Below are 15,578 nucleotides of genomic sequence, written 5' to 3' on the forward strand. Positions count from 1 at the left end.
TTTTTCAGGGCATACACACATGAAGATCAGCCGCCAAGCCTACGCCGACATGTACGGCCCCACCGTCGGTGACAAGGTCCGCCTGGCCGACACCGACCTGTTCGTCGAAGTCGAACAGGACTTCACCGTCTACGGTGAAGAAGTCAAATTCGGCGGCGGCAAAGTTATCCGCGACGGCCAGGGCCAGAGCCAACTGCTCGCCCATGAAGTGGTCGACACCTTGATCACCAATGCGCTGATCATCGACCACTGGGGCATCGTGAAGGCCGACGTCGGCCTGAAAAACGGCCGCATTCATGCGATCGGCAAGGCCGGCAACCCGGATATCCAGCCCGGCGTGACCATGGCCATCGGCGCCAGCACCGAGGTGATTGCCGGTGAAGGCATGATCCTCACCGCCGGCGGCATCGACAGCCACGTGCACTTCATTTGCCCGCAGCAGATCGAAGAAGCGCTGACCAGCGGCGTCACCACCATGATCGGCGGCGGCACCGGCCCTGCGACCGGCACCAACGCCACCACCTGCACCTCCGGCCCGTGGCACCTGGCGCGCATGCTGCAAGCCAGCGATTCGTTCCCGATGAACATCGGTTTTACCGGCAAAGGCAATGCCAGCTTGCCGGAACCGTTGATCGAGCAGGTCAAGGCCGGGGCCATCGGTTTGAAGCTGCACGAAGACTGGGGCACCACGCCCGCCAGCATCGACAACTGCCTGAGCGTTGCGGACGAGTACGACGTGCAGGTCGCGATTCACAGCGACACCCTTAACGAATCCGGCTTCGTCGAAACCACCCTGGCCGCGCTCAAGGGTCGCACCATCCACACCTACCACACCGAAGGTGCCGGTGGCGGCCACGCGCCGGACATCATCAAGGCCTGCGGCTTCGCCAACGTGCTGCCCAGTTCCACCAACCCGACGCGGCCGTTCACGCGCAACACCATCGATGAGCACCTGGACATGTTGATGGTCTGCCATCACCTGGACCCGAGCATCGCCGAAGATGTGGCCTTCGCCGAAAGCCGCATCCGCCGCGAGACCATTGCCGCCGAAGACATCCTGCACGATTTGGGCGCGTTTTCGATGATCAGCTCCGACAGCCAGGCCATGGGCCGTGTCGGCGAAGTGATCACGCGCACCTGGCAGACCGCTGACAAAATGAAAAAGCAGCGCGGCCCTTTGCCCGGCGACGGCCCGGGCAATGACAACTTCCGCGCCAAGCGCTATATCGCCAAGTACACCATCAACCCGGCGATTACCCACGGCGTCAGCCATATCGTCGGCTCGATCGAAGTGGGCAAGTGGGCCGACCTGGTGCTGTGGCGCCCGGCGTTTTTCGGCATCAAGCCGACCTTGATCCTCAAGGGCGGCGCGATTGCCTCAAGCCTGATGGGTGACGCCAACGCCTCGATCCCCACGCCGCAGCCGGTGCACTATCGCCCGATGTTTGCCAGCTTCGGCAGCTCGTTGCACGCCACCAGCCTGACCTTCATCAGCCAGGCCGCCCAGGACGCCGGGTTGCCCGAGGCCCTGGGGTTAAAAAAGCAGATTGCCGTGGTAAAGGGCTGCCGCGATGTGCAGAAAACCGACCTGATCCACAACGATTACCTGCCGGATATCGAGGTTGACCCGCAGACTTATCAGGTCAAGGCCGACGGCCAGTTGTTGTGGTGCGAACCGGCTGATGTATTGCCCATGGCCCAGCGCTACTTTTTGTTTTAGGTCGCACGGGAGACGACACCCTCAGCCATGTCCAGCGGATGATCGAGCAACTCCTGACGGGTCAGCGTCTCGATCAGCGCGGCGTCTTTAATCTGCAATTGCAACTGAAGTTCGCCGGACCGATGCTTATAAAGTGCCTCGGTGATCGCGTTGGATTCAAACCTGCTCCGCAAGTCCGCCAGCTGATCGTGCAAGGGATGGCGCAGAGCGTCAAATTGCACGGCGTATTTACCGGTCAGGTAATCCTGCCAAAAGCCCCTGGACAGCAGCGCCTGAAGCTCTTGCGCGGAGTTATCCAGGGCTTTGATCGTGTCATAGGCAGTATCGAGCATCGATGCGGTCACGCCGCCCAAGTTGATATACCTGACCTGCTGCGGCTGCCCCGGTAGCTGGAGCCGATCCTTGAGGCCGTAACGATACGCCAGTCGAATTTCAACCTCTTCGGCCAGGCGCTGGGTATGGGGCACCTTATTGGCTACCGACACGCGGGGGTCATTGACGATGGCCTCGCTGCGCTGGATATCCGCCGACGCGATCTTGTCCACTTCGTGCAGGCGGAACAAACCTCTGGATAACCTTGCCAGTTGCACGCCCTGGGTCTGATCCGTGGCCTGCAAACGAGCCTTGTAGGCCATTGTGCGCACTTCCAGGTTGCTGAAGGAGAAAGCCGCAAGGTCGCAACATCCTGGCTCACCGGCCAGGTCGAGGAGTTCCTTGCGCAGGGTTTCCGATTCGACGGTGTCCTGGGTGATGCTTTCGATCACTTCCCAGACGCGGCGCTGCAAGTCGGCGTGGCCGGCACCCGCCGGTTCCAGACGCTCAAGGATGTCGAAAAACGGGGCAGCCCTCGGAGCGCGCTCCAACGCCACCCATAGGGGCCGTTTGCTACTCGCCTCTTGCGTGGACATGCCTTGGGCCCAACGCAGAAATGGATCCTGCGCGCCAGCTGTGGGAGCCACACGGTTAGGGGCAATATCAGCCGTCAACCGTAGCATGTTCGGAAGACCCTCAGACATCAGCCCAGCCTCCTCAAGGCGCCGGCTGTGTTCGCGGACTTGTTGCCGGGTTTGCTCGGTCAAAGGGTTCTCGCCGATATCCGTCACACGAGTCACGCGTTCCGTCTGCGCCAATTGCTCATCCAACGGTGCAATGACTGAGTCCGGGATAGTGGTAATACTGTTTTGGCTCAGATCTACCCATAGCAGGTTCGTTCGTTCAACCAACCCCGCAGGCCAGGTATCAATCCCTGTATTTTTCATCTGCAAGGTACGCAAATCCGTCATTTGGCTGAAATCCGGCGTCAGGCCGAGGGGGTTATCATTGAGCATCAAGTCACTGAGTGTCGCTCGCGAGGACAGTAAGGCAGCCGACTCGGCAGTCAATCGGATTCGGTTGTTTTGCAGCGACAAACGGGCCAACTCGTTCATATTCCCCACGGCTGGCGGCAACTCGAACAAATGGTTATCCGACATGTCCAGCCAGCGCACACCTTGGCAGTGCGCCAGGAAACCTTCTGGTGACGTACGCAGGTTCAGGCGGTTCAGTTTCAGTGACGTCGGGCGAATGAAATTCGCGCCAAGGTCGGGCAGGCTCGACAGGCGCAACCCACTGAGGTCCAGTTCGACGTCGATGAGTGTGGCGTCGTTGCTCAAAACGAGGGGATTACCCGCCCTCCAGCAGCTCATGATGCGTTGCCTGGCGCGATCACGATCGTTGAACTCCAGCAGGCGCTCATTTCGCCCGACGCGCTCGTTACTCTGACGCTCGTTGGAGAGGTTCCAGGCTTTTAACTGACGCTTGAACGCTTTGAATTCCTGCTCACGCTGGGCCAACTCTGCATCGGCGCGCTCGCCCAGCGCCCAAATCATCTTCCGAGAAGTTTGCACGCTGTTGTCGGGATAGAGTTCCTGCATGACCCTGAGCCTTGGATTACCACTGTCAAAGGCGCCATCAAGGGCGCCTTGCAAAAGTTCGGGCCGCGTGCGCGTCAAGGTCTCCCAGTAGCGATCGAACTGCTGCCAATAGTCGGCAGGAAACTTATTGTGCTCAAGCATGACGACGTTGTTTGTCCGAACGATCGCTTCAAGCTGCTCAGGCGGTGGTGTCAAATGCTGTGGTGGAACCTCCTGCAGGCGGTTTTCGGACAAATCGACACGTCTCAATCCAGTCAGTGCGGTTAATCCCGAGGGCCACTGCTCAATCTGCGTGTTACTGAGGTTCAACTCCACCAGATTTGGCATACCGCTGACATCGGGGGCAGCACCCAGCGGGTTGCTGCGCAGATCAAGCGTGACAAGGGCGCTGAGGTTGCTCAGCATACGGCTGGTTGGTGGAGTCAACTCAAGATTATTACCGGTCAGGTTCAACGAAGTCAGGTAGCGCATTTCACCGATAGCACTGGGTAACTCGGTAAGCCGGCAACCGATCAGGGCCAAATGCTTGACGTGGGTGAACGATGTAAGGAAAGCATCAGTCTTGCCGGTCCAGCCGCTACCGTAGATCTCAAGCCCCTCAACATGGCTGAAGTCGACGCTTAGCAGTGGTAGTTCCAGATCGCCCCTCATCATCAGCTTCAGGGGGCCTTCACTCATAAGCCGCCAGTGACTCTTGATCTCGCGCGCGATATCGGACGCACCGGGAAAATCGGCATCCCAACCATCAGCACGCGGCGGCCCACTGGCGTAAACCCAGGCATCCAACTCCCTCGTAAACGTTTTGAACTCAGCCTTCCAGTGTTTCAACCCACCCTCGACGTCGTCGCCCAAAGTGCGGACAAACGCATTGACTGCCTCCTCGTCCATCAAAGGGAACAGATCGGTGACCTGCTCGTGTACTAAATCGACATCGCTATCGACATCACTGGCCGCCTGTCGGCTGGACCCGCCGCCACCACCGAGTAATCTCAGCGTCGAATCAATCGTCGGTTTGCGCACCGGATGCTCCAGCAACACCGTGCGCAGCGGCTCACGAGGCAAAGGCGACTGCTGGATCGCTGTCTTCAACTGCTGTGCATCGGTGAACCCGAGGCTCTGGCGTTCGGCGGTGGACAACAGGTCCCAGGTTGCCCCAAAGAAGTCCCTGGGCATGGGCGCCTCGAATAAACCATTGTCCTTGAGCACCAGGGCCTTGGTGGTGGTTGAATCCGGGGAACCGATAGCATCCAGCAACGTGCCTTGGGCCGAGTAGTGACGCAACTCCACCCGCGTTCCACGCTGCCATCCAGGCAAGGTTTCCAAAGTGCGCAAGGCGAGGCGCTGGCTGTCGATGCTTGCCAGAGTGTCCAGGTGCAGGCCTTCATAGGCACGCGATACCCGGGTTTCCTGCTCAAGCCACCTCGCCTGCTCAATACGTTCCTGGGGCAGAAACCCGGTATCTCGAAAGGTGTGCAACTGTTCAACGCTCAGCCTTCTGAGCAACTCAGTAGCCATCGACGCTGGCAGCCTGGGGTAAGTCGCCATGAGCAGGCGCACATCAGGATCGTTCGTGGCATTCAAGGCTTGATAGCGCTCTTCGACCAGCGAGCCCTTAAAGGTATCGACGACATTGGCGATGTGTTCACGCAGCTTGCCGGCCCGCACCGCCAGCGACTCTTCGGCACTGCCGGGGATGTCCCGGAGCGTGGGGTCCACGCCTTGCAAGCTGAACAGCACCTCATTAAGCCACTCACCGCTCGCCAACTGGTTGTCACGGACCACCACTACGCGTTTGGGGGCAGTTGCGAAGGTCTCCTCCCACAAAATCCTGTTGTGGCTGTCCATGACCCGCAGCGGCGCATCAGGCAACATCCCTCGTCGACGCATGATTTGCAGCAGCAGCGTGAGGTCCGCCTGGGCATAGACGGCCGAGTCGCTGCTTCTCAATTGCTCGACAAACGTCGTCAGTGCCTGATGAGCCTTGAAGTGCTGGATCGTGTCATCCAACAACAAAGGCACCGGGTCATGCTCAACAAAGGTCTGGCGCAAGACGTCTTCCTCGACACCGCTGGCCATACGGGCTTGTTCCAGCGTCGCGGAGTCAAGCCCACGCTGTTCCAGCCCCAGGCGCCTCATCAGGGTCGGTTTGTCCCAGGTCAGCGGTTGCTCGATTTCATGGCTCCAGGCGCCAGCATGGTTATGCTCCAACTGCGGCTCATACGCATCAGGGCGGCTGGGGTGCTGGATGCGATACTGCCCAGTGACGGGGTCCTGCCCAACTCGATAGTGGTCACCCTCATGGTGCAAAATCAACTGGCCGTCGTGGGAGTAAAGGCCCAAAGCGTCTGGCTTGGCGCCTGTGGCCAGCTCGACAGGCACCTTATAGGGCGCAAGATCAGGCTTCCACAGGCGGATCTTGCCGCCGGGCAACGTGACGGCTTTGAGCCGTTCAATGAAGGGTGACACTGTGAAGCGCAACGCCACCGCCTGCGCCGCCAGCGTCGCCAGGTTTTCCACCACGTCGGTAACATGCGCCCAACCTGCCTCGCGGTCGCCTTCACTGAGTTCGACCGCACCCTCAAAGACCTCGTAAAGCAGCTGACCGGCCATCACCCCGGCCATCACCAGGCCCAAGGGTGGCACGGCCATCCCCACCAGGTTCAGGCCGAACATGCCGATACTCAGGTAATGGGCTGCACGCCTTGAACTCGATGCCTTGTCAGCAGCCTCAGTGCTCACGGCCTGGTGTTGGGCATCGTTAAACAGTCGCGTGCGCAGACTGGCATGGCGATACACCCACAAGTCCGCAGCCCGCCAGAGGCCAGCGATTTCGATGGCCTGAATATTGAATTCGGGGGCTTTTATCGGAACGCGTACGGTCGGTTGCGGCTCCCCCAGCGACGAGCCGGAGGAAAAGAATGGGGCCGTCAGTAAACGCCCCCATTCCGAACGCAGCGCCTGTGAACCGAACGGTTGCGGTGGCGCATCCACCACGAGTTCGGTCAGCCTGCGGTAGTAGTAAGCGCGATCCTTATAGGCTACAAACTGGGCAAAAAGCTGCTGGTATGGCGTGGTTTGTACCCCCTTGGAGCGGTCGGCACCCTGGCTGACGCTCGCTGTCAGGTGATCAGTCAATTCGTTGCGAAACTCATTAAACGTTTCATAACGCTTGATGGGGTGCTCGAGGTGGTCAGGAATATAGACGATAACCCAGCTCGAATAACGCTGCTTGGCGCATGGGGCGATGATCAGGCAGTCATGCAGGTGCAGGTTCATCAGGCTCAAGCAGCAGTAACCGACCGGCTGGTTGCCGATCACGATGTGCTTTTCGCCAGCCGTCACACGCATCAGCAACGTGTAATCGGTGGCACCGATATCACCCTTGAGCAAGGCCAGATACGCCGCCGCCTTGAAGGCATCTTTCTGATGGCGGATGAAGCGATCCCGAAACTCGGCACGGGACCGTACATCATCAGGTATCAACTGCGCCCTGAGGTGAGCCTGGTATTGACTCCCCAAATCGAGATCACGGCATAACTGGGCGAACTCATGAATTTTCAGGGTCGTGGTGTGGCGTTCAAAGTGCTCGCGAGTATCCGGCTCGGTGATAAATCCCGAAACGCTATCGTAAAAACCGTCCTCGGCCTCCCGCGCCTCAAAGTTGCCCAGGGCAGCCTTGAGCAAGGAGAACGTCTTGACCCTGGAACCGCCGGTTTTTTTGCCAAAGGCGTCTTCAACCGGAACATACAGGCGCAACCAGGTTTGATTGACGTCCAGCGCATAACCGGCAGCCTTTAATGCCGCTTCCAATAACGGCTGGGCGAATGCTTCCAGCGCCTGGACTTTGCTTAGGGATTTCTCCAGCTCATTCAGGGAGTGGCAACGGCTCTCCAACAGCGTCTTGAGCTGATCCTTCTGCGATTGAGACGTGGCGTCGTACCAAGAGGGGATATTCGCGGGGGTCTGTTTGAGGGCCTGGAGCCGCTCAGGTGAACTGCTGACCAGGCAGGACGGGATCGCCTGTTTGATTAATTCGTAGTGTTGTCCCTGTTCACCGGGCGGGAGCGTAGAGGGGGCAATAACCTGAAGTTCGAGCATGGGATGACAACCTTGTGGTGAGAAAGATTGTCATCCTATGCAGTGCGTTTTTTTGCAGGAGCTAACTATTTAGCAAGCTCGAAAACTCATCGGGTCAGCTCGTTCAGAAGTGCTCACGGGGGTCGAAAGCGGCCTTTTCAGCCAGCGCCTGCCACAATGCCTTGACCTCATCGTCTGCAGCCTTAGGCATCACAGCCTTGAGCTGGATAAACAGATAACCGCGTTGCCCGGCCTTGTTCAACAAGCCATGGCCCTTTGCGCGCATGCGTTGGCCGTTCTGGCTGCCGGCCGGCACCTTGAGGTTAATCTTGCCGGTAAGGGTCGGCACTGCGACTTCCGCGCCCAACGCCAGCTCCCACGGGGCCAGCGGCAGGTTGATGATCAGGTTTTCGCCATCCACCTCGAACTTGGCGTGCGGCGCAAACTTGATGATCAGGTACAGGTCGCCATTGGCACCACCGCCCACACCCGGTGCGCCCTGGCCCTTGAGGCGGATGCGCTCGCCATCGGCCACACCGGCCGGAATCTTCACATTCAGGCTCTTGACGGTATTGCTGACATGCCGGCCAGACGCATCGTATTGCGGCACCTGGAAGCTGATCTGCTTGGACTCGGTGGACAGCGTTTCCTCAAGGGAAACGCTCAGTTGCATCTCCACATCCTGGCCCTTGCGCCCGGTAGGACGGCGCTGGCCGCCGCCAAAGGCGTCGCCGCGCGCGCCGAAGATCGAGCTGAAGAAGTCCGAGAAGTCGCCCGTGTCCTGGCCACCGCCATAACCACCACGGCTCTGCCAGCCCGGTGGCCCCTGGAACGGCTGGCCATGCTGGCCGTATTTACGCAGCTCATCGTACTCGGCGCGTTTGTCGGCGCTTTTGAGCGCCTCATAGGCTTCGGACGCGTCTTTGAATTTCTCTTCGGCGTCCTTTTCCTTGCTCACGTCCGGGTGATACTTGCGTGCGAGCTTGCGATAGGCGGCCTTGATTTCCTTGTCATCGGCGCTCGGCTCGACACCCAGAATCTTGTAATAGTCTTTGAAATCCATCGGCAGTTCACCATCCTTAATCGAGATCGCACAGCCCGGGGCACAACGTGCGCTGCTTTGCACCTGTTGAGTGGTGTGGCCTGGGGGTGCGTCAAAGTGTTATCGGCGCTAGCCGTATGCAACAGATGTGGGGGCAAATACCCAACTTTCAAGCACGATTTAGCGGATAGTCGGCCTACGCATCTGCGCGCGAGTGACATACACTGCGCGGCCGTTTTTTAACCGGAACCTGGAAGACATGAACAACACATCCCCAGCCCGTGCCTGCGGCATCGACTTCGGCACGTCCAACTCCACCGTCGGCTGGATCCGCCCCGGCGAGGAGACGCTTATCGCGCTGGAGGACGACAAGATCACCCTGCCGTCGGTGGTGTTCTTCAACTTCGAGGAGCGCCGCCCGGTGTACGGTCGCCTGGCGCTGCACGAATACCTGGAAAACTACGAAGGCCGGCTGATGCGCTCGCTCAAGAGCCTGCTGGGTTCCAAGCTGATCAAGCACGACACCAGCGTGCTCGGCACGGCCATGCCGTTCACCGACCTGCTGGCGCTGTTTATCGGCCAGCTCAAGAGCCGCGCCGAAGCCAACGCCGGTCGCGAGTTCGAAGAAGTGGTGCTGGGCCGCCCGGTGTTCTTCGTCGATGACGACCCGATGGCCGACCAGGAAGCCGAAAACACGCTGGTGGATGTGGCGCGCAAGATCGGCTTCAAGGACATCTCGTTCCAGTACGAGCCGATTGCGGCCGCGTTTGACTATGAGTCCACCATCGAGAAAGAAGAGCTGGTGCTGATCGTCGACATCGGCGGCGGTACGTCTGACTTCTCGCTGGTGCGCCTGTCGCCGGACCGTCGTCACAACGACAACCGCCAAAGCGACATCCTCGCCACCGGCGGCGTGCACATCGGCGGTACCGACTTCGACAAACAGCTGAGCCTGCAAGGCATGATGCCGCTGTTCGGCTATGGCAGCCGCATGAAAAGCGGCGCCTACATGCCCACCAGCCACCACATGAACCTGGCCACCTGGCACACCATCAACTCGGTGTACTCGCAAAAATCCCAGCTGGCCTTGGGCAGCATGCGCTACGACATCGAAGACACCGGCGGCATCGACCGCTTGTTCAAGCTGATCGAACAGCGTGCCGGGCACTGGCTGGCCATGGAAGTGGAAGAAACCAAGATCCAGCTGACCCACGAAGACAACCGCCACGTGGCCCTGGACCGCATCGAAAAAGGCCTGAGCGTCGACCTGAGCCGGGCATTGTTCGAGTCGTCCATCGACGCGTTGCTGGAGCGTGTGCGCAACAGCGTCACGCAACTGCTTAACGATGCCTCGGTGAGCGTGGCCCAGGTGGACACGGTGTTCTTCACCGGCGGCTCCAGCGGCATTCCGGCACTGCGCCACAGCATCTCGGCGATGCTGCCGAATGCACGACATGTGGAAGGCAATATCTTCGGCAGTATCGGCAGCGGTCTGGCGATTGAGGCGAGCAAGCGTTACGGCGCAATGGAGTAGATCGTTCCCACGCTCCGCGTGGGAATGCATCCTGTGACGCTCCGCGTCACGACTTCAACAGCGGACGCAGAGCGTCCAGGGCAGCATTCCCACGCAGAGCGTGGGAACGAGCTAACGGGCCAGTTAAACCATCCCCGCCAGCTTCAACTCACTCTTCAAATACGCATAATAAATCGGCCCCGCCACCACACCCGGCAGGCCGAATGCGGCTTCAAACACCAACATCGCCAGGAGCAATTCCCAGGATTTGGCACTGATCTGCCCGCCGACGATGCGCGCGTTGAGGAAGTACTCGACCTTGTGGATCACGATCAGATATCCCAACGCCGCCACCGCCACCCAGATCGACAGCGACAGCGCGACGATGGTGATCAGGGTGTTGGAGATCAGGTTGCCGATCACCGGCAGCAGGCCGACCAGGAAGGTCAGCACGATCAGGGTTTTGGTCAAAGGCAGGTGAATGCCGCAGAGCGGCAACACAACCGCGAGAAAAATCGCAGTGAAGGCCGTATTGAGCGCGGCAATCTTGATCTGGGCGAAGACAATGTTACGAAACGCCTGGACCAACAGGTGCAGGCGGTCGAACAGCGCGGCCGCCAGGGGTTTGCGTTTGGTCAGGTCGGGCACGCGCTGCAGGGCGATAATGGCGCCGAGCACCATGCCGATCAGCAGGGTGACGAACATGTGGGCGGCGTCTTTGCCGACCAGTTGCAGCTCGCTCAGGTGTTTGCTCAGCCAATCGCCGATGGCCACGCGGAATTCGGCGGCACTGGCGGGCAGGTAGGCGTCGACGAACGGCGGCAGTTGCCCGCGCGCGCGGTCGACCACGCCCATGAATTTGTCCAGGGAAGCCCCGGGGTTTTCCGCTTCGTGGAGCAGAAAGCTGATGGCGCCGGCAAAGATCAGGGTCAACACGCTGACGATCAAGGTGCCCAGCAACGCTACTGCCAGCCAACGCGCACGCCGGCCTTCGATCAGCCGCTGCAACTGCGGGGTAAGCATGTTGACCAGTTCATAAACCAGCAGGCCGGCCAGCAAGCTCGGCAACAGCTTGAGCGGCAGGACCAGCAATAGCCCGCCGAAAATGATGACGCAACTGACCAGCAACAACACGTGACGCTGAGAAAACGTTGGCATACAGCCTCAAAACGAACGGCGTTAAAGGATGGGCAGTCTGCCAGCCTTGAGGGAATCAAGCGAGAGGTCTGAATTGCGAACACCGTCAGTGTGGGAGCTGGCTTGCCTGCGATGGCATCACCTCAGTCTGGCTGATGCACCGCGGCGTCTGCATCGCGGGCAAGCCCGACTCCCACATGGGATCTATGTTGTTAGCTGCCTTTGAGGCAGGTGCTCATAAAGGTTTTACGCGCATCGCCAGCCAACGCCTTGGTTTTCGCCGAGGCATTGCAGTCTTTCATTTTCTGCTGCTGTGGGGTCAGGGTCTTGGCATCGTTGGCAGCTGGCGCCGACAGGCAGGTCTTCATAAAGGCCTTGCGGTCATCACCTTTGAGCGTCTTGGTGGTCGCTTGTGCATTGCAGGTGGTCATTTTATTTTGCTGGGCTGTGGCAGCGAAGCCTTGGGAACACAGCAGCAGGCCCATCATCAACAACGGAATACGCAGCATCTTCATGGAGTTTTCTCCCTGTTACCGCACCAAAGGGGCACGGCCTACGCAGCAGTGTAGTCAAAACCTGTTACATCTTCAGCGTCCGCGAATATTCGACCGTCGGTACTGCTCCGGGGTGCAGCCGGCGTGACGCTGGAACATGGCGATAAACGCCGAGGCCGTGCTGTAACCCAAGTCAAAGGCTACATGTTGCACGCTGCGGTCGCTGTCCAGGGCTTCGATGGCGGCAAGATAGCGCAGGCGCTGGCGCCATTCGCCGAAGCTGATGCCCAGCTCGCGCACAAATTGGCGTGCCAAGGTGCGCTCACTCACATGCACCTGCTCCGCCCACTGCGCCAGCGGGCGATTGTCGCCAGGGTCGGCCTGCATGCCTTCGAGCACGCCGAGCAGCCCGGGGTGGCGCGCGTAAGGCAGGAAGCAATCATGCATCGGTGCCTGTTTGAGCTGGTCCACCAGCACCTGGGCCAGGCGTATATCGGCCTCACTTTGAGGAACATTGACGTCACGCTGGGCAAAATCGCTGAGGATCGCCTTGAGAATGTCACTGATCGCCAAGGTGCACGGCGCCTGCGGGAGTTGCGCGCACAATGCCGGGGCCAGGCCCACGGAGCGATACACAATCGCCTGGGCGTTGTAGGAGCTGTGCTCGGTATTGGGTGGGATCCACACCGCGTACTGCGGAGGCGACATAAAGCGGCTGCCGGCCACTTCCATGCGCATCACGCCATTGGCCGAATAGTCCAGCGAGCCCCAGCCATGCCGGTGTGGCGTGCACTCGGTGTCGGGCGCAAATTCAGAGTAGCGGAAGTAGACCGGGCTCGGCAGGCTGCGAAAATCCGCGAGGCGTACGGTGTGTCTGGCCATATTGTCTGGATACAAAGGTCGGTTGTCTGGATCGCAGTATAGGCTTCTATCCAGACAGGGGGATAATCGCGGCTCATCAACACACCTGGTTTCTTTCGATGCAATACGCGTACCCCCTGCTGGCCATCTTTATCTGGGCCGGCAACACCGTGGTCAACAAACTGGCCGTGGGCTCGATCTTCCCCGCCGAAATCGGCTTTTACCGCTGGTTGCTGGCGGCATTGCTGTTTACCCCATTCATGCTCAAGCCGGTGCTGGCCAACTGGGCGCTGATCCGCCCGAACCTGGGCAAGATCTTCATCCTCGGCGTGCTGGGCATGGCGGTGTATCAAAGCCTGGCCTATTACGCCGCGACGCTGACCAGTGCCACCAACATGGGCATCATCCTGTCGCTGATGCCGTTGATGTCGCTGACCGCTGCCATCATCAGCCTCGGCCAACGCCTCACCTTCGGCGCGCTGACCGGCGCAGTGCTGTCGTTCGCAGGCGTTGTCGTAGTGGTATCAGCCGGCAGCCTCGGCGCGTTACTGCAACACGGGCTCAACCTGGGTGACGCCATGATGCTGTTCGCCACCCTGGCCTACGCGGTCTACAGCACCCTGCTGAAAAAATGGCATTTGCGCCTGCCGCCGCTGGTGTTGCTGTATTTGCAGATACTGGTGGCGGTGGTGGTGCTGTTTCCGCTGTTCCTGTTCTCGGCCAAGGCCGGCTTGGGCTGGGCGAATATCCCACTGGTGCTGTACGCGTGCCTGCTGGCGTCGATGCTGGCGCCACTGGCGTGGATGCACTCGGTGAAACACCTGGGGCCAAGCCGCACCACACTGTTTTTCAACTTGCTGCCGTTGATTACCGCATTGATTGCGGCGGTGGTGCTGAAGGAAAAACTGGCGATGTATCACTTGGTCGGCGGCTTGCTCACCTTGGGTGGGGTGATTTTGTCGGAGCGCTGGATTACGCCGGTGCGCCGTGAGGTTGGCGTCGCCTGACAGATCGCTATCGCAGGCAAGCCAGCTCCCACATTCGACCGGGTTCCAACTTTGGAATGGGGCCAACTGTGGGAGCTGGCTTGCCTGCGATGAACGATAACCCGGTCTCCCGGTTAAACCCCCGCCGCCTTCAGCCGCCGCGCATGCTCGACAAACAACCGGATCGGCTCGGCGCCCTTGCCCACCAACCCCAAGGATTGGTTGACGATATCGAAGTGATCCAGGGCGTAGTCATCGCCGATGACCGTGCCCAGGTGCGAGCTGTAGCGCCCGACCATGCCGTCACACTGGCCCTTCTCGCGCACAAAGCTGCGGGCGAACAACCGGCAACTGCGATTCGTGCCGTCCAGCAGGTTGCGCCCACGATCGGTCTTGCCCGGCTGCAAGGTGCCGGACCACGAGTAATAACGCACGCCATTGACCACCTCGGCGCCCTGCCCGCCCCAGGTTTCGGGCAGCCCTTGGGGATACTGGCGGTTAAACAACGCCACACCGGCACTGGTCAGCGAATGGTGCGAAGCCTCTAGATCGGCCTTGAAGCGCGGGCCGCGATAGCCGGTTTCCAGCAGGCCCATCACCCAGGCAACCAGGTGAAACACCGCGCTCATGAGCCTGCCTTTCACGCTGTCAGCCGGGTAATGGGCGTGGATATGGTCCGCCAGCTCCGAGCCATGGTTGGGGCCAGCCACCGACGTCACTGACGCCACCCACTCCGGGCGCCTGGCGGCGGCATAACGCGCGGTGAGCGCGCCCTGGCTATGGCCGATCAGGTTGACCTTGTCGGCGCCGGTCTCGCGACGAATCTGCGCAATGTGTACCAGCAACTGCTCGCCACGCACCTCGCTGGAATCCAGCGGCGCCACCTGAACGGCAAATACCTGCGCCCCACCCGCCCGCAGCGCCGGGACAATCCCGTACCAGTAAGGGAAAAAGCCTACGCGCACAAAGCCCAGCATGCCGGGTACCAGCACCAGGGGGTAACGCGTGGCGAGGGAATCGGGCATAGGGCGGACATCCTGGTAGGGGAAGCGATAACGCCATCCTAGACCACCCGACATGACTGCCCCATGACTGTGCCGTTTAGAAGTGTCCGGTCAGGCGGTGTGAAATCCGATAAAACTTTTTGCGCTGCCCGGGACTCACAACTTGGAGTGATCACGCCGACAGAGCGTGGCGCAAAACCGGATTAGCACCAGGAGATTGAGATGACCCAAGCAAACTTGACCGACGTTGCAACCCTGCGCAGCCGCGCCCGCCAGCACGTCGAGAACGGTGCCGTGACCGAAGGCTACGACGCCGACCGTGAGGAAATTATTCGCCTGCTCAACGAGTCGCTGGCCACTGAACTGGTCTGCGTGTTGCGCTACAAGCGTCACTACTTCATGGCCAGCGGCCTGAAAGCCAGTGTCGCGGCCGATGAGTTCCTGGAGCACGCCACCCAGGAAGCCGAACACGCCGACAAACTGGCCGAACGCATCGTGCAGTTGGGCGGTGAGCCGGAGTTCAACCCCGACCTGCTGTCGAAGAACTCCCACGCCCAATACGTGGCCGGCAATACCCTGAAAGAAATGGTCTACGAAGACCTGGTGGCCGAACGGATCGCGGTGGACAGCTATCGCGAAATCATCCAGTACATCGGTGATAAAGACCCGACTACACGTCGAATCTTCGAAGATATCCTGGCCCAGGAAGAAGAGCACGCCGATGACATGGCGGATATTCTGCAGGACCTGTAACGCGCTTCACCGCTGAACCCCATGTGGGAGCTGGCTTGCCCGCGATAGCAATCTAACAGTCAGTGCCTGTATCGACTG

10 protein-coding genes are annotated in these 15,578 nt (G+C 60.0%); 4 read left to right on the forward strand and 6 right to left on the reverse strand.

Going from position 1 to position 15,578, the window contains the following annotated elements:
* The first annotated feature begins 19 nt into the window (after window positions 1–19).
* A complete protein-coding gene (ureC, locus tag HBO41_RS12650) occupies window positions 20–1,720 on the forward strand; it encodes an urease subunit alpha (RefSeq protein ID WP_169986499.1) in 1,701 nt (566 codons plus the stop codon).
* Here ureC and HBO41_RS12655 read toward each other — a convergent pair.
* Together HBO41_RS12655 and HBO41_RS12660 are read right to left on the reverse strand one after the other, a co-directional pair.
* Entirely contained in the window at window positions 1,717–7,731 is a 6,015-nt protein-coding gene (locus HBO41_RS12655) for an NEL-type E3 ubiquitin ligase domain-containing protein (protein ID WP_169986501.1), read from the reverse strand. The genes ureC and HBO41_RS12655 overlap by 4 nt on opposite strands.
* Before the next feature lie 103 nt (window positions 7,732–7,834).
* Window positions 7,835–8,773 (reverse strand): DnaJ C-terminal domain-containing protein, encoded by a 939-nt coding sequence (locus tag HBO41_RS12660; protein WP_169986503.1) that lies wholly within the window; start codon window positions 8,771–8,773, stop codon window positions 7,835–7,837.
* Between the two features lie 238 nt (window positions 8,774–9,011).
* On the opposite strand from HBO41_RS12660, the gene HBO41_RS12665 reads away from it, so the two are divergent.
* Window positions 9,012–10,286: an Hsp70 family protein gene (locus HBO41_RS12665; protein ID WP_017136783.1), complete on the forward strand. Its 1,275-nt coding sequence runs from the start codon at window positions 9,012–9,014 to the stop codon at window positions 10,284–10,286.
* Between the two features lie 123 nt (window positions 10,287–10,409).
* Here the strand turns inward: HBO41_RS12665 and HBO41_RS12670 are convergent, their stop codons facing one another.
* The 3 genes from HBO41_RS12670 to HBO41_RS12680 form a co-directional block, all read right to left on the reverse strand.
* A complete protein-coding gene (locus HBO41_RS12670; RefSeq protein ID WP_017136784.1) occupies window positions 10,410–11,423 on the reverse strand; it encodes an AI-2E family transporter in 1,014 nt (337 codons plus the stop codon).
* Between the two features lie 191 nt (window positions 11,424–11,614).
* Window positions 11,615–11,917: a PsiF family protein gene (locus tag HBO41_RS12675; RefSeq protein WP_017136785.1), complete on the reverse strand. Its 303-nt coding sequence runs from the start codon at window positions 11,915–11,917 to the stop codon at window positions 11,615–11,617.
* Window positions 11,918–11,989: 72 nt separating this feature from the next.
* A complete protein-coding gene (locus tag HBO41_RS12680) occupies window positions 11,990–12,778 on the reverse strand; it encodes a helix-turn-helix transcriptional regulator (RefSeq protein WP_017136786.1) in 789 nt (262 codons plus the stop codon).
* A gap of 98 nt (window positions 12,779–12,876) precedes the next feature.
* Here HBO41_RS12680 and HBO41_RS12685 point away from each other — a divergent pair, with 98 nt between their 5' ends.
* Window positions 12,877–13,764, forward strand: a complete 888-nt coding sequence (locus HBO41_RS12685) for a DMT family transporter (protein WP_138449247.1) — start codon at window positions 12,877–12,879, stop codon at window positions 13,762–13,764.
* 113 nt (window positions 13,765–13,877) lie between these two features.
* On the opposite strand, the gene HBO41_RS12690 is transcribed toward HBO41_RS12685, so the two are convergent.
* Complete coding sequence (locus tag HBO41_RS12690) at window positions 13,878–14,768, reverse strand: triacylglycerol lipase (RefSeq protein ID WP_169986505.1); 891 nt, start codon at window positions 14,766–14,768, stop codon at window positions 13,878–13,880.
* 201 nt (window positions 14,769–14,969) lie between these two features.
* On the opposite strand from HBO41_RS12690, the gene HBO41_RS12695 reads away from it, so the two are divergent.
* Window positions 14,970–15,500, forward strand: a complete 531-nt coding sequence (locus tag HBO41_RS12695; protein WP_017136789.1) for a bacterioferritin — start codon at window positions 14,970–14,972, stop codon at window positions 15,498–15,500.
* Window positions 15,501–15,578: the final 78 nt, after the last annotated feature.

The organism is Pseudomonas sp. WS 5146, assembly GCF_012985495.1.
GTDB lineage: Bacteria > Pseudomonadota > Gammaproteobacteria > Pseudomonadales > Pseudomonadaceae > Aquipseudomonas > Aquipseudomonas edaphica.